This window comes from Enterobacter sp. ENT02 (assembly GCF_019219165.1).
GTDB classification, from domain to species: Bacteria; Pseudomonadota; Gammaproteobacteria; order Enterobacterales; family Enterobacteriaceae; genus Enterobacter; species Enterobacter mori.
In genome coordinates this window covers 987,531-1,008,826 of the sequence record NZ_JAHUWD010000002.1, presented here as the reverse complement: position 1 = coordinate 1,008,826, position 21,296 = coordinate 987,531, and the positions used below count along the sequence as shown (strand labels likewise).

The 21,296-nt window shown below is 53.9% G+C and carries 24 protein-coding genes and 1 pseudogene; 15 read left to right on the top strand and 10 right to left on the bottom strand.

Going from position 1 to position 21,296, the window contains the following annotated elements:
• Positions 1–771: a hypothetical protein gene (locus KW829_RS10860; protein WP_218308208.1), complete on the top strand. Its 771-nt coding sequence runs from the start codon at positions 1–3 to the stop codon at positions 769–771.
• A 62-nt stretch (positions 772–833) separates the two neighbouring features.
• Here the strand turns inward: KW829_RS10860 and KW829_RS10855 are convergent, their stop codons facing one another.
• On the bottom strand, positions 834–1,172 hold the full coding sequence (locus tag KW829_RS10855; protein ID WP_218308207.1) for a helix-turn-helix domain-containing protein: 339 nt from the start codon (positions 1,170–1,172) through the stop codon (positions 834–836).
• Between the two features lie 90 nt (positions 1,173–1,262).
• On the opposite strand from KW829_RS10855, the gene KW829_RS10850 reads away from it, so the two are divergent.
• The gene (locus KW829_RS10850) at positions 1,263–2,042 is read left to right on the top strand and encodes an SDR family oxidoreductase (protein WP_010430819.1); all 780 of its coding nucleotides are present in this window, start codon (positions 1,263–1,265) and stop codon (positions 2,040–2,042) included.
• A 51-nt stretch (positions 2,043–2,093) separates the two neighbouring features.
• Here the strand turns inward: KW829_RS10850 and KW829_RS10845 are convergent, their stop codons facing one another.
• Positions 2,094–2,672: a TetR/AcrR family transcriptional regulator gene (locus KW829_RS10845; RefSeq protein WP_218308206.1), complete on the bottom strand. Its 579-nt coding sequence runs from the start codon at positions 2,670–2,672 to the stop codon at positions 2,094–2,096.
• Between the two features lie 104 nt (positions 2,673–2,776).
• Here KW829_RS10845 and KW829_RS10840 point away from each other — a divergent pair, with 104 nt between their 5' ends.
• The 9 genes from KW829_RS10840 to KW829_RS10800 all read left to right on the top strand — a co-directional run bounded on the left by KW829_RS10840 (position 2,777) and on the right by KW829_RS10800 (position 11,718).
• The gene (locus tag KW829_RS10840; RefSeq protein ID WP_010430814.1) at positions 2,777–3,244 is read left to right on the top strand and encodes a nuclear transport factor 2 family protein; all 468 of its coding nucleotides are present in this window, start codon (positions 2,777–2,779) and stop codon (positions 3,242–3,244) included.
• Positions 3,245–3,320: 76 nt separating this feature from the next.
• The gene (locus tag KW829_RS10835; RefSeq protein WP_010430812.1) at positions 3,321–3,635 is read left to right on the top strand and encodes a PTS sugar transporter subunit IIB; all 315 of its coding nucleotides are present in this window, start codon (positions 3,321–3,323) and stop codon (positions 3,633–3,635) included.
• Positions 3,636–3,861: 226 nt separating this feature from the next.
• Positions 3,862–4,476, top strand: a complete 615-nt coding sequence (locus KW829_RS10830; RefSeq protein WP_010430809.1) for a TetR/AcrR family transcriptional regulator — start codon at positions 3,862–3,864, stop codon at positions 4,474–4,476.
• A 75-nt stretch (positions 4,477–4,551) separates the two neighbouring features.
• Entirely contained in the window at positions 4,552–5,649 is a 1,098-nt protein-coding gene (locus KW829_RS10825; RefSeq protein ID WP_218308205.1) for an efflux RND transporter periplasmic adaptor subunit, read from the top strand.
• On the top strand, positions 5,646–8,735 hold the full coding sequence (locus tag KW829_RS10820; protein WP_218308204.1) for an efflux RND transporter permease subunit: 3,090 nt from the start codon (positions 5,646–5,648) through the stop codon (positions 8,733–8,735). Before KW829_RS10825 ends, KW829_RS10820 begins: the two co-directional genes overlap by 4 nt.
• A gap of 35 nt (positions 8,736–8,770) precedes the next feature.
• Complete coding sequence (locus tag KW829_RS10815) at positions 8,771–9,364, top strand: TetR/AcrR family transcriptional regulator (protein WP_042716852.1); 594 nt, start codon at positions 8,771–8,773, stop codon at positions 9,362–9,364.
• 74 nt (positions 9,365–9,438) lie between these two features.
• On the top strand, positions 9,439–10,038 hold the full coding sequence (locus KW829_RS10810) for an NAD(P)H-dependent oxidoreductase (protein ID WP_218308203.1): 600 nt from the start codon (positions 9,439–9,441) through the stop codon (positions 10,036–10,038).
• A gap of 336 nt (positions 10,039–10,374) precedes the next feature.
• A complete protein-coding gene (locus KW829_RS10805; protein ID WP_218308202.1) occupies positions 10,375–10,917 on the top strand; it encodes a cysteine hydrolase family protein in 543 nt (180 codons plus the stop codon).
• A gap of 330 nt (positions 10,918–11,247) precedes the next feature.
• On the top strand, positions 11,248–11,718 hold the full coding sequence (locus KW829_RS10800) for a hypothetical protein (protein ID WP_089598803.1): 471 nt from the start codon (positions 11,248–11,250) through the stop codon (positions 11,716–11,718).
• A 46-nt stretch (positions 11,719–11,764) separates the two neighbouring features.
• Here the strand turns inward: KW829_RS10800 and KW829_RS10795 are convergent, their stop codons facing one another.
• Together KW829_RS10795 and KW829_RS10790 are read right to left on the bottom strand one after the other, a co-directional pair.
• Positions 11,765–12,691 (bottom strand): LysR substrate-binding domain-containing protein, encoded by a 927-nt coding sequence (locus tag KW829_RS10795; RefSeq protein ID WP_218308201.1) that lies wholly within the window; start codon positions 12,689–12,691, stop codon positions 11,765–11,767.
• Between the two features lie 24 nt (positions 12,692–12,715).
• Entirely contained in the window at positions 12,716–13,252 is a 537-nt protein-coding gene (locus KW829_RS10790; protein WP_218308200.1) for a MarR family winged helix-turn-helix transcriptional regulator, read from the bottom strand.
• 133 nt (positions 13,253–13,385) lie between these two features.
• On the opposite strand from KW829_RS10790, the gene KW829_RS10785 reads away from it, so the two are divergent.
• From KW829_RS10785 to KW829_RS10775, 3 genes are all read left to right on the top strand, one after another.
• Entirely contained in the window at positions 13,386–14,543 is a 1,158-nt protein-coding gene (locus KW829_RS10785; protein ID WP_218308199.1) for an MFS transporter, read from the top strand.
• 64 nt (positions 14,544–14,607) lie between these two features.
• Complete coding sequence (locus KW829_RS10780; RefSeq protein WP_218308198.1) at positions 14,608–15,045, top strand: VOC family protein; 438 nt, start codon at positions 14,608–14,610, stop codon at positions 15,043–15,045.
• 228 nt (positions 15,046–15,273) lie between these two features.
• Positions 15,274–16,212 (top strand): omptin family outer membrane protease, encoded by a 939-nt coding sequence (locus tag KW829_RS10775; protein ID WP_218308197.1) that lies wholly within the window; start codon positions 15,274–15,276, stop codon positions 16,210–16,212.
• A 186-nt stretch (positions 16,213–16,398) separates the two neighbouring features.
• Here the strand turns inward: KW829_RS10775 and KW829_RS10770 are convergent, their stop codons facing one another.
• The 3 genes from KW829_RS10770 to KW829_RS10760 all read right to left on the bottom strand — a co-directional run bounded on the left by KW829_RS10770 (position 16,399) and on the right by KW829_RS10760 (position 17,881).
• Positions 16,399–16,716: a cupin domain-containing protein gene (locus KW829_RS10770; RefSeq protein WP_218308196.1), complete on the bottom strand. Its 318-nt coding sequence runs from the start codon at positions 16,714–16,716 to the stop codon at positions 16,399–16,401.
• 134 nt (positions 16,717–16,850) lie between these two features.
• Positions 16,851–17,333, bottom strand: coding sequence for a glutathione peroxidase (locus KW829_RS10765; protein WP_218308195.1), 483 nt, complete (start codon positions 17,331–17,333; stop codon positions 16,851–16,853).
• 59 nt (positions 17,334–17,392) lie between these two features.
• Entirely contained in the window at positions 17,393–17,881 is a 489-nt protein-coding gene (locus KW829_RS10760; protein WP_010430762.1) for a DinB family protein, read from the bottom strand.
• Between the two features lie 135 nt (positions 17,882–18,016).
• Here KW829_RS10760 and KW829_RS10755 point away from each other — a divergent pair.
• Positions 18,017–18,283: pseudogene (locus tag KW829_RS10755) on the top strand (LysE family translocator); the annotation flags it as partial.
• Here KW829_RS10755 and paaY read toward each other — a convergent pair.
• From paaY to paaK, 3 genes are all read right to left on the bottom strand, one after another.
• Positions 18,281–18,877 (bottom strand): phenylacetic acid degradation protein PaaY, encoded by a 597-nt coding sequence (paaY, locus tag KW829_RS10750; protein ID WP_218308194.1) that lies wholly within the window; start codon positions 18,875–18,877, stop codon positions 18,281–18,283. The pseudogene KW829_RS10755 and the gene paaY sit on opposite strands and share 3 nt — an antisense overlap.
• A 9-nt stretch (positions 18,878–18,886) precedes the next feature.
• Positions 18,887–19,822: a phenylacetic acid degradation operon negative regulatory protein PaaX gene (gene paaX, locus KW829_RS10745; protein ID WP_089598794.1), complete on the bottom strand. Its 936-nt coding sequence runs from the start codon at positions 19,820–19,822 to the stop codon at positions 18,887–18,889.
• Positions 19,823–19,955: 133 nt separating this feature from the next.
• Positions 19,956–21,272 (bottom strand): phenylacetate--CoA ligase PaaK, encoded by a 1,317-nt coding sequence (gene paaK, locus KW829_RS10740; RefSeq protein WP_089598793.1) that lies wholly within the window; start codon positions 21,270–21,272, stop codon positions 19,956–19,958.
• Positions 21,273–21,296 lie beyond the last annotated feature (24 nt).

The window sequence follows — 21,296 nt, the reverse complement described above, 5'->3', positions numbered from 1 at the left end:
ATGGGAACGGCAATCTTTATGGTGCTGATGGTGTGCGGGTACTGGTATACCAGCCGCGACCTGTCCACCCGCTTTAAAATCAAGCGTTCCTTTGGCTGGGACGTCTATTTTCTCGTGGCGCTTTATGGCTGTATTTTTGTTCTTCAGGGCGTGATTGCCACCGGTTTGCTCTGGCTACTCCTGCTCTCCCTTTCCGCCGCCAACAACGCATTTCACTTTGCCTCACCGAAATATACCGACTGGCAAATCGACTTTATGAACTGGAGCTTTTTAGGGATCCAGGCGCCGGTGGTCGTGATGCTGGCGTTTGCCATCCTGTTTTGCCTCTACCGCTCTAACTGGGCAGGCAGTGCCAGGCTGGACGGTGAAAGCCGGAAAAAGCTCTACAAACGTCTGGCGCAGTCGAGCGGTATTGAACAGGTGCTGTATCAGTGCATGGAGGAAGGAGAGCTGGCGCAGGTATCGCTTCGGTCGGGGCGGATTTACGTCGGCATGATCCACACCGCCACGCTGGAGTACGAAAAAACGGCCAATATCGTGCTGATCCCGATGCTGAGCGGGTACAGAGATGCAAAGACGATGAATCTGCGCATCGAGAATAACTACAGCAGGTGGTATGCGGAGCATGACATTACGCTCGACTCTGAACCCCGCAGCGCCATGTCATTCCGGAAGGTAATTTTACTCAATCAGATTGAGAGCATCTCGCTGTTCGATCCCGCCAGTGCCAGCGCGCTTGAGATGGCGCAGGCAGAAGAGACACCGGAGTGAACGCGTTCCTTTCTGGCAGAGATCGCCACGATTAGCCATCCGAGGCTTACCGGGCACAGGATTTACTGCCCGGCGTAAGCCTCACGTTTTTCAGCCCATTTCAGCATGGCATCGAGCGCCGGGCATAATGCCTGCCCCCATTCGGTGAGTCGATATTCTACTTTTGGCGGCACCTGAGGGTAGACCATCCGCGAAACAATTCCGTCGGATTCCAGTTGCCGCAGCTGCTGCGCCAGCATTTTCTGGGAAATACCGGGGATCAGTTTTTCGAAATCAGAGTAGCGCTGCACTTTTCCGTCGAACAGATGAAAAAGAATAATTAATTTCCAGCGACCTTCCAGCAGCCGTAATACCTTTTCCACGCCGCTTGCGGCAGATTCCGGGCTATATAACTTACTCATAATTCAGTCACTCACTTTTTCGTGCGTACTTGTCAATTTCTCAGTCTATGTTGAATATACCTGTACTGTAAATAACGGGAGTTAAAGGTCATGTCATTAGATATTCATTTCACAGGTAAGCGCGTGCTTGTTACCGCTGGAACAAAAGGGCTTGGAAAAGCAGTGGTCGGACTTTTAAAACAGCTCGGTGCAACGGTATTAACCACGGCGCGCCACGCGCCTGAGGTAAATATCGCCGATACATTCGTCGCCGCTGACCTGACGACAGTTGCAGGATGTGCCTCCGTCGCATCGGCGGTGCAGGAACAGATGGGCGGTGTCGACGTGATTGTCCATGTCGCAGGTGGTTCAACCGCACCCGGTGGCGGTTTCGCTGCGCTTGGTGAAGCCGAGTGGCAGCAGGAGCTAAGTCTTAACCTGTTGCCCGCCGTACGCTTAGATCGCGCCCTGCTCCCCGGAATGGTTGCGCAGGGAAACGGGGTGATTATTCACGTGACGTCTATTCAGCGCGAACTGCCGTTACCGGAATCAACCACGGGCTACGCGGCGGCTAAAGCAGCCCTCTCGACCTACAGCAAGAGCCTGTCAAAGGAAGTCTCGCCGAAGGGTGTTCGGGTCGTGCGCGTTGCACCCGGCTGGATCGAAACCGAAGCCGCGGTTGCACTGGCGGAGAGGCTGGCAGAGCAGGCAGGAACAGACTACGAAGGTGGCAAACAGATCATTATGAAGGCGTTAGGTGGAATACCGCTCGGACGCCCTGCCAAACCGATTGAGGTGGCTAACCTCATCGTCTTCCTCGCGTCATCTCATGCTTCAAGTATCACAGGGACAGAATACGTGATTGATGGCGGCACCATTCCGACAGTATAACGCGGGTGCGTGATCGGCTCGGTACGAGAGCTGATTAAGCGCAGGGAAATATCACTGACCGGTCAGTTTCTCTAAGCCCGTTTTTAACGCTTTAACCACCCTTTCTGGATCCATACCCATTTGCGCATGAATAATAGCGCCGTCAATGAGCATCATCATGTCATTGACGGTCTCTTCATCATTTATACCGGTGAGCGTGACGATTGTTTTCTTTGTCTCTGATTTATGGTCCCGGCATATCTCTTTTATTTCACTTTCAATATCTTCCGATTTAGCCTCTGCGCTGGCATTAATAAACGCGCAGCCGTGGAACTCGGGCGAAATAAACCATTCGTAAAGCGTTGCAGATATCGCATCAGAAGGTATTTCGCCTTCGTCAAAATGTCGACGCAGCGTAGCCACAAACCAGCTAATCCATATTTCATGCCGATAGTGTAAATAGGCGAGAATAAGTAAACTTTTACTCGGAAAATGACGATAGAAAGTCACCTTGGTCACTTTTGATGCTTTAATCAGCGTATCCACCCCCGTCGCCCTGAAGCCTGTGGAATAAAATAGATCGTGCGCCGTGAGTAATATCTTATCTCTGACGCTAATTTTAGTATCGTTGCCTGCGGGTTCTGTTTTCATTTTTTTAGTAGCCTCAAAACGGAGGTTGACAGCGTTATTTTACAGGCATAGATTACCGTAAGTAGACAGACCTGTCTACATCATATAACCCAGAGGTAATCGCAATGAACACACGTCCTCCTTTACCGCCCTTCACTCGTGAAAGCGCTATCGAAAAAGTCAGACTGGCAGAAGATGGCTGGAACAGTCGCGACCCGGCGAAAGTCGCGCTTGCCTATACGCTCGATACCCAATGGCGCAACCGCGCAGAATTCGCGACCAACCGTGAAGAAGCCCAGGCGTTTCTGGCACGGAAATGGAAAAAAGAGCTGGAGTATCGTCTGATTAAAGAGCTCTGGGCATTTACGGATAACCGAATCGCGGTGCGCTATGCCTATGAATGGCATGATGATTCCGGCAACTGGTTCCGTTCATACGGTAATGAAAACTGGGAGTTTGAGCCGGACGGGTTAATGAAGCGCCGTTTTGCCTGCGTAAACGATATGCCGATAAAAGAATCAGAGCGACTGTTCCACTGGCCGTTGGGAAGACGTCCGGACGATCACCCCTCTCTGAGCGATCTGGGTTTATAGCTTTATTAAGAGATAGCGCACATTTCAGGCGTGGCCTCAGGACTACCCTGTGAGCGGTTTTCAGGAGGTACAAAATATGAAAAAGCTTCTGATCTGTTGTTTGTTTGGTAATACCGCAAACTCGCTCGCCAAAAAGATGCAGTCTCTGGCAGAACGCGAAGGTTATCCGCTGATGATTAGCGCTGTAGGGCTGGATAACTTCGCCAGCGTTGCTCCCGCTTTCGATGGTTTCCTCATCGCGCCGCACATTCAGTACAAACTCGATGAGATAAAAGAAACGGTGGGTAATACGCGTTCGATCGCCATTATTGAGAGTTTACCCTATGCGTCTCTGGACGCGAGTAAGGTGTTAAATTTCGTGAAGGAACAGATGCCTGAACTGGCTGCCTGATATATAAGGCCGCATTTTTTAGCGGCCTCCTCTCACCCGCCGATTAGAACGCATCGACACAAGGCTGGCACTGTCATATAGATGCCATTGCGCGCGAAAAACAGTGATACACTTACCCCATCTGATTTATCGTCCCGTCTGAAGGGTTCATGACGAAAACGCATGTAACCAAATTACGAAATGGTCACTCGTTGTCATTCGAAGCCTGTCACGCTAAGCTTAAAAAATGACTAAAAATTTGAACGTCCCAGTTACACGTGGTCCACTTGACCACTCCGTCCGAGAGCAGATCGTCGAAGCGGCATTTGAGCACTTCGGTCACTACGGCTATGAAAAAACCACCGTGGCAGAGCTTGCTAAATCCATCGGTTTTTCAAAGGCCTACATTTATAAATTTTTTGACTCCAAACAGGCTATCGGCGAGGTGATCTGTGCTAACCGCCTGGAGCTGATCATGACCGCAGTGTATTCAGCACTCGCAGATGCGCCCTCCGCCAGCGAAAAAATACGTCGTCTCTTCAGGGCGCTCACCGAGGCAGGAAGCGAACTGTTTTTCCACGATCGTAAGCTTTACGACATCGCCGCCGTTGCCGCGCGGGAAAAATGGCCTTCAGCAGAAAGGTATTCAGAACACCTGTTAAAACTGATTGAGAGCATTATTGTCGAAGGCAGGCAGGCCGGGGAGTTCGAAAGGAAAACCCCGCTCGATGAGGCTACGCTCGCGATATATCTGGTGATGTGCCCTTTCATTAACCCCATTCAACTGCAATACAATCTCGAAACCGCCCCCACCGCAGCGATCCTTCTCCCCTCACTCATTTTAAGAAGTCTGGCTCCCTGATTTGTGACCATTGACATTATTGGTCACTAGTCAGAGAATGCGGAAACTGTCCTGTTATTTTAATAAGGGTTTCCCATGCTCAGGCTTACTTCAGCCCGTTGTCTCGTTTCTCTCCTGCCGCTGGCCCTCGTGGCCTGCGGCGATAACGCGGCGAGTGACGATCCGCGCACGCACCCACCTCTCGTCAGATCCGCGTCCGTTGAATTCGCGAACGCGACGTCTCGCGCATTTACCGGCGTGGTGGTTGCCAGAACGCAAAGCGATCTCGGTTTCAGGGTTCAGGGCAAAGTCCTTGAGCGCCTTGTTGATACAGGCCAGAGCGTAAAAAAAGGCCAGCCTTTAATGCGCCTCGATCCCGTTGACCTGACGTTACAGGCGCAGGCTCAGCAACGGACGGTGGATGCCGCCCAGGCGCGTGCAAGAAAAGCGATCGCTGACGAAACGCGCTATCGGGGCCTTGTGGCTACGGGCGCTGTGTCTGCCTCCGAGTACGACCAAATTAAAGCGGCGGCCGATACCGCCAGAGCGGAGCTTAGTGCCGCCAGGGCGCAGGCCAGCGTAGCGCAAAACGCGACAGGCTATGCCGTACTGTTGGCCGATTCAGACGGCGTGGTGATGGAGACCTTCGCTGAGCCAGGTCAGGTCGTGAGCGCCGGACAAGCGGTGATCCGCCTGGCCCGCGCGGGACAACGTGAGGCGCTGGTGCAACTTCCTGAAACCCTGCGTCCCGTCGTCGGTAGCGAAGCGCAGGCGACTCGCTATGGCAACGAACAACAGCCCGTAACCGCAACGCTTCGTCTGCTTTCCGATTCCGCCGATGCCACCACCCGCACCTATGAGGCGCGCTATGTTCTGGCAGGCGCGCTGGCAGACGCGCCGCTGGGTGCGACTGTCACGCTGAACATAGGGAACAGTAAAGAGAAAAACCAGGTCATGCAGGTTCCCCTTGCGTCGCTCTACGATGCGGGCAAAGGGCCTGGCGTCTGGCGGATCTCGACTCAACCCGCCAAAGTGACCTGGCAACCCGTCAGAGTGCTTAGCGTGAGTGATGATTCCGCACAGGTAACAGGAGGTGTCAGGCCTGGAGAAAAAATTGTCGCGTTAGGGGTGCATCTTCTGCATGAAGGCGAAGTGGTCCGCCTCGCTCAACAGCGCACGGGGAGTCAGCCATGAGCGAAAGACGCTTTAACCTGTCAGCGCTTGCCGTACGCGAGCGCTCGGTCACGCTGTTTTTGATTATTCTGGTGACGATTGCCGGTATTCTCTCGTTTTTTGGGCTCGGACGTGCAGAAGATCCGCCTTTCACGGTGAAGCAGATGACCGCAATCGCCGTGTGGCCCGGCGCGACCGCGCAGGAGATCCAGGATCAGGTGGCCGAACCGCTGGAAAAACGCCTGCAGGAGCTCAAATGGTATGACCGTACGGAAACCTATACCCGCCCCGGCATGGCCTTTATCACGCTGTCATTACAGGACAATACGCCACCTTCTGAGGTGCAGGAAGAGTTCTATCAGGCCAGAAAAAAGCTTGGGGATGAGAGCCGAAATCTTCCCGCAGGCGTAACGGGACCGATGATCAATGACGAGTTCGCCGATGTGACATTTGCTCTCTTTGCGCTCAAAGCAAAAGGAGAGCCGCAGCGTTTGCTCGTGCGCGATGCCGAAACCATGCGCCAGCAGCTCCTGCACGTCCCCGGCGTGAAGAAAGTCAATATCATCGGGGAGCAGGCTGAGCGGATTTATATCTCCTTCTCTCACGAGCGTCTCGCGACGCTGGGCCTGTCGCCTCAGGATATTTTCAATGCGCTGAACAATCAGAACGTATTGACGGCTGCGGGTTCAATTGAGACGCGTGGCGCACAGATCTTTATCCGCCTCGACGGGGCCTTCGATACCCTGCGGAAAATCCGCGATACGCCGTTTATTGCGCAGGGCAAAACGCTCAAGCTCTCCGACGTCGCCACGGTGGAACGTGGTTATGAAGACCCGCCTGTTCTGCAAATTCGTAACCAGCATGAACCGGCTCTGCTGCTGGGTGTTGTGATGCGCGAAGGCTGGAACGGGCTGGCGCTGGGGAAAGCGCTGGATGCCGAAACGACGAGAATCAATGACGGTCTGCCTCTGGGAATGACCCTGACGAAAGTCACCGATCAGTCCGTGAACATCCGCTCGTCGGTGGATGAGTTCATGATCAAATTCTTCGTCGCCCTGCTGGTTGTAATGGTGGTCTGTTTTGTCAGCATGGGCTGGCGCGTGGGCGTGGTCGTCGCGGCGGCGGTTCCTCTGACACTGGCCGTGGTCTTTGTGGTAATGGAAGCCAGCGGCATTAACTTTGACCGCATCACGCTGGGCTCCCTCATTCTTGCCCTGGGCTTGCTGGTTGATGATGCCATTATCGCCATCGAAATGATGGTGGTAAAAATGGAGGAAGGCTACGACAGAATCAAAGCCTCCGCCTACGCCTGGAGCCATACCGCTGCCCCGATGCTCGCCGGTACGCTGGTAACGGCCATTGGCTTTATGCCGAATGGTTTCGCCCAATCAACGGCGGGAGAATACACCAGCAATATGTTCTGGATTGTCGGCCTGGCGCTGATTGCGTCGTGGGTCGTCGCCGTGGTTTTCACCCCCTATCTCGGCGTGAAAATGCTGCCGGATCTGCCCAAAGTGGAAGGAGGCCATGCCGCCATCTATGGCACGCCTCGCTATAACCGTTTTCGCCATCTCTTAACCCGCGTCATCGCCAGAAAATGGATTGTGGCGGGGTCGGTTGTCACCATTTTTATCCTGGCGATCCTGGGCATGGGGCTGGTGAAAAAACAATTTTTCCCGACGTCGGATCGCCCCGAAGTGCTGGTTGAAGTGCAGATGCCCTACGGCACGTCAATCGAGCAGACCAGCGCCGCCGCAGCAAAAATAGAAGACTGGTTGAAGAAACAGCCAGAAGCCAACATCGTCACATCGTACATTGGTCAGGGTTCACCGCGCTTTTATCTGGCCATGGCACCTGAGTTACCCGATCCGTCATTTGCGAAGATAGTGGTGTTGACGGATAGCCCGGCATCACGTGAGGCACTCAAGCTCCGACTACGTAAAGCGGTTGCCGAAGGCCTTGCGTCCGAAGCGCGCGTGCGCGTCACGCAGCTGGTGTTTGGTCCCTATTCTCCCTTCCCGGTCGCCTGGCGAGTCACGGGACCCGATGTCGATACGCTACGCGGCATCGCTGACAAAGTGAAAGGCGTGCTCGAGGCAAGCCCGATGATGCGGACCGTCAACACGGACTGGGGAACGCGCGTACCCACACTGCATTTCACGCTCGATCAGGACCGCCTGCAGGCCACTGGTTTAACCTCGAATGCCGTTGCTCAGCAGCTGCAGTTCCTGCTGTCCGGTGTTCCTATCACGTCTGTACGAGAGGACATTCGCGCCGTTCAGGTGATTGGCCGCGCCGCAGGTGACATTCGCCTGGATCCGGCAAAAATAGCGGGCTTTACCCTGGTCGGCAATGCGGGTCAGCGCATCCCACTGTCACAAATTGGCGATGTTGAGGTGAGAATGGAAGATCCGCTGCTGCGTCGTCGCGATCGAACGCCGACTATCACCGTGCGGGGCGATATCGACGAATCACTTCAGCCACCGGACGTGTCTACAGCCATCATGAAGCAGCTCCAGCCGATCGTGGATTCGCTGCCGCCAGGATACCGTATAGAAATGGCCGGATCGATTGAGGAATCAGGCAAAGCCACCCGGGCAATGTTGCCGTTGTTCCCCATTATGATTGCCCTGACGCTACTGATCATCATTCTGCAGGTGCGTTCCATGTCGGCCATGGTCATGGTCTTTCTTACCGCGCCGCTGGGGCTTATCGGCGTAGTGCCAACCTTGCTGCTGTTCAATCAGCCGTTTGGCATCAACGCCCTCGTCGGATTGATCGCCCTTTCGGGCATTCTGATGCGCAATACGCTGATTCTTATTGGTCAAATCGATCATAACCAGAAAGATGGGCTCGATCCGTTCCATGCGGTTGTCGAAGCGACAGTACAGCGTGCCAGACCGGTCTTACTGACGGCGTTGGCCGCCGTTCTGGCCTTTATTCCCCTGACGCATTCCGTATTCTGGGGAACGCTCGCCTGGACGCTGATCGGCGGAACGTTAGGGGGAACCATCATTACGCTGGTCTTCCTGCCCGCGATGTATGCGATCTGGTTCAGGATCCGTCCTGCGACACAAAGCGTTCAGCCTCTGGCAGAAAGCGTGTAAACTACTATCAGTAGATAATCGATACGAGGGACATCATGGTTGTTAAGCGCTTAAGAAAAGAGGATCGCCGGGTGCAGTTGCTGGAGGTTGCTCGCGGCATTGTTCGCCAGCAAGGCACCGAGGCGCTCACCCTGGGCTATCTTGCCGAGCGGGCTAACGTGACAAAGCCTATTCCCTACGACCACTTTGGCGATCGTGAAGGCTTGCTGATGGCACTGTACCAGGATTATAGCGATAGTCAGCTGGCAAAATTCCGCGAGACGCTGGCGGTCGACAGCAAAACGCTGGAGAAGACGATCCGCTTTTTCAGCGCTGCCTATATCGACTGCGCCATTACCGCCGGCCCGGAAACGGGTCCGATAGCCGCAGCGCTGTCCGGCTCCCGCGCGTTGCAGACGTTCCGCGAGGCGTGCGTTGCCGAATGTGCCGACTGTCTTCGCACGGCGCTTTCTCCGTTTATCGTGCTAAAAGGCGTTCAGGGTGAAGCGGTACTGACAGCCATCATCGGTGCCGCGGACGCGCTCAGTACTGCCGCGGGTAACGGGATACTCGCTCGCAACGTCGCAGAAGATATGCTCAGCGGCGCCATGTCTGGCGTTCTGGATACCTACGCCAACAGCACAAAATGATCGTTGTTGGCGGATTGACACCTAAGTTACCAATAGTAATATAGGTGTCAATTCACTCCCCTGCTGAGGTTGCTATGTCTGTTACACATGTCATCAATAATGCACTGATCGTGACGGCTCACCCTGTCGAACATTCATTATCCCATTCGCTGGCGGATCGCATTGCCGCGACGTTACGCGAGCAAGGGACGCAGGTAGAAATTGCCGATCTTCATGCTGAAGGCTTTAATCCGACCATGTCTCGTCCCGACCTTGATTTGTATCACGGCGATCCCACTGCGCTTCCCGAGGATATTTTGCGCGAGCAGCAGCGCGTTGAACGCGCAGATATGCTGGTATTTGTCTTCCCGGTGTACTGGTGGTCAGTCCCCGCACTGTTAAAAGGCTGGTTCGATCGGGTGTTGACCCTGAACTGGGCGTATAAAGTGGCCGACGATGGCCGGATTGTGGGCAATTTACGCGATGTTCCCGTCCGCCTGATTGCCACCGGCGGCAGCGATCTCACCGGATTCGACAAACATGGCTATTCGACGGCGATTCAGACGCAGATAATCGAAGGTGTATTTGGCTTCTGCGGGTTGAAGAACGTGAAGCTCGATATCCTTTACCAGGCAGACACGGCAACACCTGCCCAGGTGGAGGATTTCCTGAAAGGGCTCAAGAGCCTGAGATAATTCTGGCTATCTCGTCAGCAAAGGCGTGCCCCGCAGGCTACGCGCCTTTGCTGACAGCTTCCTGCCGCTGCATCAGACCCCTACCCAAGTTGGTGGATTGAAGAAATGCGTTAAGCAACACTATAACTAACGTGATCGTTCCGCATATAGCGGACTGAATAAACAAAGGTCATTCCATGTATCTGTCAGTTAAGCCAACAACCACTCTCACGACCACCGAGACCTTCGGCGGCGTGAGCGTATCTGTAGCGAACTACTGACTAACAGAACCTCAATCCCCGCCGGCCTGGACGGGGAAATCGTTCTCCGTTCACCGCCCTCTGAATGGAGAAAGAAATGATGTCATCTGACAGTGCTCTCTTAATTATCGACATGCAGCAAGGCCTCTTCCGGGGCCCGGTTTCCCCCTGGTCCGCGGACGCCGTGCTGGCAAATATCCGTTTGTTAATCGCCAACGCGCGGCAAGCAGAGGTGCCCGTTTTTTTTGCCCGACATATCGGGCCAGACGACTCTCCCTTCTCAGAGAAAGGCCCATTAACACAACTGATACCCGAGCTGGACGTGAAGAAGCAGGATGTTGTTTTCACAAAGCGCTATCCCAGCTGTTTTCGGAATACCGAATTGCAGCATGAACTTAATCAGAGGGGCATCAAGCAGCTGGTCATTGCCGGGATGAAAACAGAATTTTGTGTCGATACCACCTGCCGGGCTGCGCCGGATCTTGGCTTCAGGACGGTATTGATTTCAGATGCACATACCACAATGGACAATGAACATTTATTCGCCAGTGACATTATTCGTCATCACAACAGCACGCTGGCCGGTCCGTTCGTGGCGCTGTCCACTGCCAGCGACTGGCATTTTAATACGACCGGTTGAGTTGGCGGGATCTTGTCTATCTTGTCCGGCGCGCCTTTCCGGGTGCCGGGTCACATTACTGCTGCCATCAAAATTCAAAACCAACAAGCAACTTCTCAGAGCCGTAAGCAGTTCAAACGTATGGGGACGAACACATGTAATCAGCAGGCTCTAAGATACTCACGCGATAACAAATCCTATTTTGAGTAAAACTCACATTGACGCCCACTATTTATCGTTTTTCAACCGTTATCGCGATGAAATACCATCCATTCACCCCTGGTATAGTGCTGTCGATAGTAGATAGCGACGTTAAAACAATAAATAATAATGTGCGTATATGGAGCACCTATGACACTCGATGTTTTATTTCATTTAATGAAAATACGTTCACCGGAAATAAACACCACGGATGAAAAAATCCATGCGCTAATTACGCGACTGTCGTCAGAAAACCATCGAACCGATACGCTTTCGCCCTTTATACATCGACTACATCTCCTGTCTTTCGCCCAAAGCAATCCGGGTAACGCCGAGGAGCTGCTCGCTGCCCATTTACCAAAAGAAGATGGAACGCTTCCCCTGCTTGACTTCGCCGAGTGGCCCCAGGTGCGGTACGCCACGTCAGGCGAAGCGCAGACGCCTGAATCAGAAGCGTACTTTTATAAAATGACCGCGGCTGCCAATGTATTACGCGCTGCGCTGATCGATGCAGAGCGCGCAAAGGGTACGCCTGCGCTTTATATTCTGGATAAATTACTCAACCTGAATAGCGCCCTGCCGGAAAGATATAAGAAGATGGCAAATATCCCCTACGCATAAACGCATTAACTATGCGGGATATCCCGTCAGGAATATCCTGCTTAATTTAAGAAAGCCGTTTTTCATCGTACTCAAGACAGACGATATCCAGAGAAGGCACTACCGGCGAGTTCAGGTTTAGCCAGGCCAGCAAACGTTCAATACTCTGTCTTCTGAGCGAATTTTTCGGCCAGACCAGGTAGTAGCCATCCCCTGTTGCAATCGCCTCCCTGAAGGGCAGCGCGAGCAGGCCGCTTTTCAACGCTTCCAGCGTGAGCCGCAGATCGGCCATCGCCACGCCGTGTCCGTGCATGGCGGCGAGACTTCCCTGCTCCAGGGTGTCAAACACAATCCCGCCGCTCATGTCGAGACCGGGAAATAGCCCCGATCTTTTCAGCCAGCGTCGCCAGTCCCGTCTGTCCGGAGAGGGGTGAATAAGGTCGCACTGCGGTAGCTGATGCCGGGCAGACTCAAGCAAAGACGGGGTACAAACCGGAATGAGCCATTCGCTGAAGAGCAGCCTGCTTTCTGTTGACTCGCCGAAATAGCCATTACCGAGGAGGATCGCGCAATCGTAGGGCTCACGGCTGAAGTCAACGGTGTCGAAGTCCATCCAGACGCTGGCAATTTCTACTTTCGGTTTCGCATGGTTTTCACGAAACGATTTCAGGACGTTAAGAAGCCATCTCATTGTCAGGGTGCTGGGAGCCTTGAGGCGCAGAAGGTGATTTTCACTTCTGAACGCGCGGCAGGCCCACTCGATGTTAGAGAAGCTTTCGCTAAGCAGTCCGGCCAGAATACGCCCGGCCTCACTGACTTCAACTCTCGGCCCTTGCCGTTTAAACAGCTCGCAGTCGAACCACATTTCAAGCGTCCGGACATGCCTGCTGACCGCGCCCGGCGTGATATTCAGTGCCTCAGCAGCCTTGCTGAAGGAGTTCAGCCGCGCGGCAACTTCAAAGGCGCGCAGGGCATACAGTGGTGGTAAAGACATACGTTCCCTTTCTGTGAGGTTTGGCTATGCAGTTTCTGTTTTATCGGCACTCTGTGGCTTGTCACCCAGCCCCTCGGGCGGAAACGTCAGCAGCAGCTCCCTGAGCAGGGACTCAAGCTGCGCGCGCTGCGCGTCAGATAAGTTGCTCAGCAGCGCATTTTGCGTTTGTGTATGCACGATCAGCGCCTCCTCGATAAGCTCTTGCCCGTGCGGTGTCAGGCTTACAAGGGTGCTGCGCTTATCGTCCGGATCGGCAATACGCCTGATAAGCCCTTGCTGTTCGAGATGGCTGAGCCGGTTCGTCATCGCCCCTGAAGTGATCAACAGCGATTTATACAGCTGCGTGGGCGAAAGGCAGTACGGCTCACCGGCGCGACGCAGCGTGGCGAGCACGTCAAACTCCCCCTCGCGAAAACCAAACTGGGACATGGCCTCCGCCCATTCTTTTCCCAGATGCTTCATCAGCCGGAGCATGCGGCCAAAAATTTTCATCGACGAGGCGTCCAGCTCCGGCATGGCACGGCTCCACTGGTCGACAACGAAGTCTACATGGTCTTTCATTTTCACCCCTGATGTCGTGGGTATTTATCCTGTTGTGCGGTACATCTTACGCAAAAACATATTTTATCTTAACGTTAAGATAAATGCTCGCGGCAATTTGCCCGAGCCATTCATAACTGAAAAGGATTCCCTGTTGAAACGCACGTCGCCATTACTCTTCGCCGTTATCGCTTTTATCGTTGGGCTGAACCTGCGCCCTATTCTGGCTTCTGTCGGACCGTTGTTTTCCGTACTTCAGCGCGAAGCGGGGCTAACGGCTACGCAATTCAGCCTGCTGACTACCCTGCCTGTCGCGATGATGGGGCTGGCCGCCTTATGTGGGCCCTGGCTTTTAGCCAGAGTCGGCGCCGTACGGGGAATTATGTTCGGGCTCCTCATCCTGCTTGTGGCCTGTTTATTGCGCGGTTTTAGCGCCTCACCAGCGAGTCTTATGGGCACCGCGTTACTGGGCGGGGCCAGCATAGGCACGATCCAGGCGTTAATGCCTGCCCTGATTAAAAAGGAATATACGCAAACGGCCAGCACAGTGATGTCGCTATTCAGCACGGGCATTATGGCCGGTGCGGCAGTCGCCGCCGCCAGCGCCGAGCCGTTGTTTTCATGGCTCACGCTGAAACCCGCACTGGCAATGGCCGGGCTGTTAGCGCTGCTGGCGCTGATACTGTGGTTGACTCTGGTTAAGCATCCTCAAGGGGAAAAAACAGCACACGAAACCGTTACGCTCTCGTCCTCTCGCACAGGGCTACTGTTGCTCTTTTTCGGCGTGGGAACAGGAGCCTATACGCTGGTATTGGCCTGGCTGCCTCCGCTCTATATTCAGGCGGGATGGTCCGCACGCAGCAGCGGCTACATGCTGGCCTGGCTGACGTTAACCGAGGTTGTCGCTGGGTTTGCCGTCTCCGCGCTGATCGGTAAATTCCCCGACCGCCGCGTTCCGCTGATTACGGTGTTGTTGCTGCTGCTGGCGGGATTACTGTGTCTGGTCTTTGCGCCGGGTACAACGCCGGTGTTATCCACGTTGCTGCTGGGTACCGGGATCGGTGCCCTCTTCCCGCTGTCGCTCATCGTCACCTTCGATCACGCCCGCACGCCCGCGCAGGCCGGGAAGCTATTGTCTAAAGTGCAGGGAGGTGGATATATGATTGCCGCGCTAATGCCATTAATTGCAGGGATCGTTAGCGACAGCGCTGTTTCACTGACCAGCGCATGGCTGGTCATGAGTGCGGGTGTTATCCTGCTGATCGTCATCGCGCTGAAGTTTAAACCCGTCGTGAAAGCGCAGGTGCGGTGAATGCAGAACCCGTTTTGAGAGCCATACTATAAATTCTGGAGTTTCAACCCATTAAGGAGTGGATATGCCGCAGACGTTACCGGGAATTGATGTCTTATTTATCGCCGGCTTCGGGCCTGTTTCGCAGAGCAGCGACGCCAGCACCGCGTTTTATGTGCAGACGCTCGGTTTGCCGCTGAAGCCGATGGAAGGAAATGCCGACTATCTGCTCACTGAAGAGAGCCAGTTGCCAGGCGCGAAGCATTTTGCCGTCTGGCCGCTCTCACAGGCGGCAACCTCCTGTTTTGGCGAAGCGCAGTGGCCCTCTGAATACCCGATACCGCAGGGATGGATTGAATACGAGGTGCAGGACCTGGATTCGGCTACCCGCATTCTGAGTGAAAAAGGCTATCGTCTGCTGGTGGCCAACCGCGTCGAACCGTGGGGACAGACCGTTACTCGCCTGCTCAGCCCGGAGGGCCTGCTGACAGGACTTACGATCACGCCGTGGCTGCGTGGGTAAACGGAATTTATTGTGGCGCCGGTTACAGTGAATCAAGTTACTGCTATTTTGCATCGAGCCAGTAATGATTTAAATATTATCGGCCGCCTCCTTCAGGCGGCCCAAAGTTAAATATCGCTCCTTACGTCAAATTATAAAAAATTACCAAAACTGGCAGTTGATTCTTATTTGTATGAATTTTAATATCCCCCTGCAACTCATTGATTAATTTGTTTTAGGGAAATAAAAATGACAAGAAATATTGTTGCGGGAATGATGATGGCCGCATTTTCAGGGGCGGTATATGCAGGTACCTCACAAGTCACACCGGATTTTTCACCGGAAAGTTTAACGGTTTCAGCCTCTGCCGGGATGCTGAGCGGAAAATCTCACGAAATGGTTTATGACGACGTCACCGGAAGAAAAATTAGCCAACTGGACTGGAAAATAAAAAATGTTGCCATTCTGAAAGGCGATATCTCCTGGGATGCATACTCATTTTTGACACTGAACGCCCGCGGCTGGACGTCCATGGCTTCAGGCTCAGGTCATATGGATGACTATGACTGGATGAATGCAAAACAATCCTCCTGGACAGATCATTCAAGCCATCCTTCGACGAATGTTAACTATGCCAATGAATATGATCTCAACGTAAAAGGCTGGATCTTCCAGGGCGATAACTATAAAGCGGGCGTCACCGTAGGTTATCAGGAAACCCGCTTCAGTTGGACGGCAACCGGGGGTTCTTACAATTACGACAATGGTGCTTATCAGGGTAATTTCCCGGCAGGCGAGCGCGGTATTGGTTATAGCCAGCGCTTCTCTATGCCGTATATTGGCCTTGCAGGACAGTACCGCTTTAATGACTTTGAATTTAACGCCCTGTTCAAATTCAGTGACTGGGTCCGCGCGCATGATAACGACGAGCACTATATGCGCGATTTAACCTTCCGCGAGAAGACAACGGATTCCCGTTATTATGGCGCATCCGTTGATGCCGGATATTACGTGACGCCGCACGCCAAAGTTTTTGCTGAATTTACCTATAGCAGTTACGAAGAAGGTAAAGGCGGTACGCAGATTATTGATACCAATACTGGCGAATCCGGGTCTATTGGCGGGGATGCAGCAGGTATTTCTAACCACAACTATACCATTACAGCGGGTCTGCAATATCGCTTCTGATTCAGACGTTAAAACAGACCAGGCCCCTCACGGGGCCTGGGATTGATGACAAACACCGCCATCAACATTTTAACCGTCTTTTTTGCCGGGTGGCGCTGCGCTTACCCGGCCTACATTTCGCAACGTAGGCCCGTGCAAGCGTAGCGCCGCCGGGCGAAACGCACGTTGTCAGCGGTCTGAGTTCCCTTATAGGGCTTTTTCGGTTTCGGGTAGATCGATGATAACCAGTGTGCCAAAGCTGCCGATTTCCACAGTATGAGGAACACCAGCTTTGGCTATATAAAGCTCGCCCGAGCTTACAGAGATTTTTTTTCCGTTAACACTCAGTTCCAGACGCCCGTCAATAACCAGTAACCCCTCGTCATACTCATGCACCTCTTCAGTGACCGAGCGCTCATCCATTCGCAGAATTTTGAGATTTGTTTCCCCAACGCGGCCTAATACGTGAGAGCGCCAGGCCTCATTTAATGTATTTGCTTCAGTCTTAAGGTCATAAAGCGACATACGGTCGTTCCCTTTGATATTCGTATGGAGCATTTATGCCATATAAATTCTCTTTCGCTATACAACAAATCGGGGAAAACAAGTCGAAAAACAGACTAAAGAAAGGCCCTCTGGCCCGCGCCAATCAAAGACGCTTAGCTTTCCAGCGCCGCAAGGATCGCAGCGTCCATTTTCTCGGGCGTAGTCATCGGTGCAAAACGCTTGAGTGGTTTACCGTCGCGTCCGATCAAAAACTTAGTAAAGTTCCATTTGATCCGACCGCCCAGCACGCCGGGCAGTTCGTTTTTCAAATAACGAAACAGCGGGTGCGCTGCAGTTCCATTTACCTCTACTTTCTCAAACATCGGGAAACTGACGCCGTAGTTGATGTAACAGGTTTTTGAAATATCATCGGCACCACCGGGTTCCTGCTTACCGAACTGGTTGCAGGGGAAGCCAAGAACCACCAGCCCTTGAGTCGCGTATTTCTTGTATAGCGCTTCAAGCCCGGCGTACTGAGGCGTGAAGCCGCACTGGCTTGCCGTATTCACGACCAAAACCACTTTACCCGCGTAGTCGGCCATAGAGATTGGTTGGCCATCCAGGCTGGTCGCTGTAAGTTGGTAAAAATGAGTCATACTGGCATCCTCAAAACAGAACCTGTTCTAATTCGACGATTGTTTCTAACGTTGGCCTGTTAATGATTATGATCCCTCAGAAAAACAGTGAGTACATCCTTAGGCGGGGTAATTCCCGTTTCTGAAAGCATCCAGCCCACTGCACCACGATGATATGAGCCATGAAATAAGACATGATTAAGCATATCCATCGCTTTCATCTCTCCGTATCCGCCATCGACAAAACGAAATTTTATCGTTTCCTGAAAATCAGCGGCACTCATTGCGCCGGCGTGTTGTATATACCAGTCAGCGCATTCAGACATCTTTAAAAGAAGTTCGTCTGAAGATGGAGTTTCTGGCGTATTTAACGCTGTGTACTGGTGTTTTTGACCGGTAATATTTGCTCTGAAAATCATATCCACAACATATATATGGTTCATAAGCCTGAGCATCAGATGGTGCTTCTTAGCATTCTCCAGGATATCGACCTTCTGCATTGCCCGTAGTGTTTCTGCGTCTGCCCAGCGTTTGAACTTAAATAACGTGACAATCGTGTCTGCGTTCATTTATCCCTCCAGATTAATTCAAAATTATCATATCAGTTCAGGCCTGATATTTCAGAACTTCACGGGATGGGGCCTGACGCGTTCCTTGATAATAATTAAGAGTTGCGACGTCAGGCTGATTGAGAAACAACCACCCTGGTTGCGCTAGGTCTGGGTGCTCTGCTGGCGGTTTCAGAACTGGCTTACACGGTGCTGAAAGTTTGTGGTGCCGCCTACTTAAGCTGGCTGGGCTGGCAGTTGCTGATACGCCCCCGGTCGTCCTTCAGTCACAGCGATAGCAATGCCGCTTCCCGGGGAAACTGGTTTATCAGAGGGATGCTTCGGAATGTGCTTAATCCCAAAATGGGTATTTTCTATGTCTCTTTACGTCCGCTTCTCCCGCGAAGCGGACCTTCCGCCCTACACCGCCGACTTTGGCCTTAAATTCTCGTCAAACGACAGTCGTTTCCGCTCAGGCTCAACCTCACGCAGCGGCTCTACCTGATGCATTGTCAACTTGCAGCGCTCCACCAGCACCTGATACTCCCGCGTGCCCTGCTGCTTCCAGGCGAGCTCCTGCTCGCTCAGCTCGCGAATCGCTTTGGCCGGGCTGCCTATAATCAAATGGTTGGCGGGCATCTCCGCTTTCGCCTTCACGAACGCCGCCGCGCCGACGATGCTGTTTTCACCGATGACGGCTCCGTCCATTACCACCGCGTTCATGCCCACCAGCGCATTGCGGCGGATAATGCAGCCGTGCAAAATGGCGCTGTGGCCGATATGCCCATTCTCTTCCACCACCGTGTCCTGTTCCGGGAAGCCGTGCATCACGCAGTTATCCTGAATGTTCGCCCCGTCTTTCACTACGATGCGACCAAAGTCGCCGCGCAGGCTGGCGTTTGGGCCGACATAAACGCCTTTGCCCAGAATCACGTCGCCAATCAGCACTGCCGTTGGGTGAACGTAGCTCTCGTCAGGTACCACTGGCGTCAGACCATCAATTTGATAAACAGGCATACCCTCTCCTTACGCAGTATTCAGACCACCAAAACGTTGATAGTAAAGCGTGCCGGGCACGGGCAGTTCCCCAACCGAGGTTTCACCTTTTTCGCTGACAAACGCCAGCGCCCCCGGCGCGACGCGCTGGTAGATATTGATGCAAAGCTGTCGGGCGCTTTGTCCCGCCCAGTGCGCGGGCAGTAACTCTTCCGGCAACAGCGGGTCTTTCAGCACCACACGACGATAAAAGTGAATCAGCAGCAATTGGATCTGGAAGCAGCGTTCCGGCGTCAGCTCCTCCGGCGCGGCCTCTTTCAGCAGCGGCAGCAGCGGGCGGAACGAGCTGATAAACGTCTCGTACATCGCGTTTTGCTCGGTCAACTGCCAGCACTCTTCCACTCGCGAACGCAGCGCCGCGCGCGAAAGCGCCAGCGGCGAGTGGGCTTCAAAGAAAATCACGTTTTCCGCCACCCCGGCATCGTGAAGCAATGACTGCACGTCCGCCAGATGCTGTGACGGCGAGGCCATCAGGCTCGGTGCCAGCGTGCCAAACCCCTGCCAGATCAGCTGTTTTTTGACGTCGGCAAGGGTGGTTTTATCCAGCCCTTCGGAGAGCAGCAATAACCATTTTCCGTCCCAGGCGGGCAGTTCCGCGCGGTAGATCTTATTCTCCGCGCGACGCGTCAGACGCAGCCCTTTATCGCTCAGGCGGTAAAAGCTGCGACGCCCGATGCGGGAAACGTCCAGCCAGCCCTCTTTGTTGAGGCGAAACAGCGCGGTGCGCACGAAGCGCTCGCCAAACCCCATGCCTTCCAGCAGAGCGGCAAGGCTGCCGAGCCAAATCTCACCGCCGCGATGGGAAAGCGCGTCACCGTATAACGAAGAAATAAGCGAAGTCCCGCTGACGGGAACGGAGCTAACCGCGTGCTGGATAAAGGCGTCGAGTTTATTCATGTGATTCATTCTGTTGTAATTTTTGTCCTGGATGAATCATAGCATAGGAATCTGGGATCGACCCTCACCCTAATCCTCTCCCAAAGGGAGAGGGAACGCAATACACCCTCTCCCTATGGGAGAGGGCTGGGGTGAGGGAAATTCAACCGTTGGCAGCCACTTTACGCAAATCAAATACCCGGCAGGCTTTACCCTCCGAGCGCGGAATGCTGCCGCAGTTCACGATCGTCACGTCGGTGGAAATCCCCACCATCGACTTAATGCGGTGGCGAAGCTGGTGGCACACCTGGCAGCGCTGCTCGTGCGTCAGGATTAAGCTGCTCTCTTTTAGCTCGACCTTCACCGAAAGTGAATCAAGATGCCCGCGGCGGTTCACCTCCAGCTGGTAGTGCGGAGAAAGGTGTTCGAACTTCACGATCTCCTCTTCCAGCTGTGACGGGAAGACGTTGACGCCGCGGATGATCAGCATATCGTCACTGCGCCCGCTGATCCGGTCCATACGACGCATGCTGCGCGCAGTTGCCGGCAGCAGACGCGTCAGGTCGCGGGTGCGGTAGCGGATCACCGGCAGCGCCTCTTTGGTCAGCGTGGTGAACAGCAGCTCGCCCTGCTGACCGTCATCCAGCGGCGTGCCGTCGTTCGGGTTGACGATCTCCGGGTAGAAGTGATCTTCCCAGATGGTTGGGCCGTCGACGGTTTCGATACACTCCATCGCCACGCCCGGTCCCATCACTTCGGAAAGGCCATAAATATCCAGCGCCGTAATGCCTAAGCGTTTTTCAATTTCGCGACGCATGGCCTGCGTCCAGGGCTCGGCACCGAAGACGCCCACGCGCAGGGAACAGCCGCTGGCATCGCCGCCCATCTGGCGCTCCAGCTCTTCAATCAGGTTGAGGCAGTAGGATGGCGTCACCATGATCATGTCCGGCTGGAAATCACGAATCAGCTGCGCCTGTTTCTCCGTCTGACCGCCGGACATCGGGATCACCGTCGCCCCTAAACGCTCGGCGCCGTAGTGCGCCCCCAGCCCACCGGTAAACAGGCCATAGCCATACGCCACGTGAATTTTGTCCTTCGCGCTGCCACCCGCGGCGCGCAGGGAGCGGGCCACCAGGTTGGCCCAGTTGTCGATATCACCCTGCGTGTAGCCCACCACGGTCGGTTTGCCGGTGGTGCCGGATGATGCATGAATGCGCACCACCTGCTCCATCGGCACGGCAAAGGTATCGAACGGATAGTTATCACGCAGGTCCTGCTTGGTGGTGCACGGGAATTTGCGGATATCCGCCAGTTCGTTGAAATCGTCAGGGTGAACGCCCGCGGCGTCAAACTTGCGTTTGTACATCGGCACGTTGTTGTAGGCATGGTGCAGCGTCCATTTCAGACGCGCGGTCTGCAGCGCCTGTAGCTCGTCAAGGGAGGCCGTTTCAATCGGATCAAGCTTTGTTGTATTTGTCATTGTAGGGTACTCACATTGTTTTTA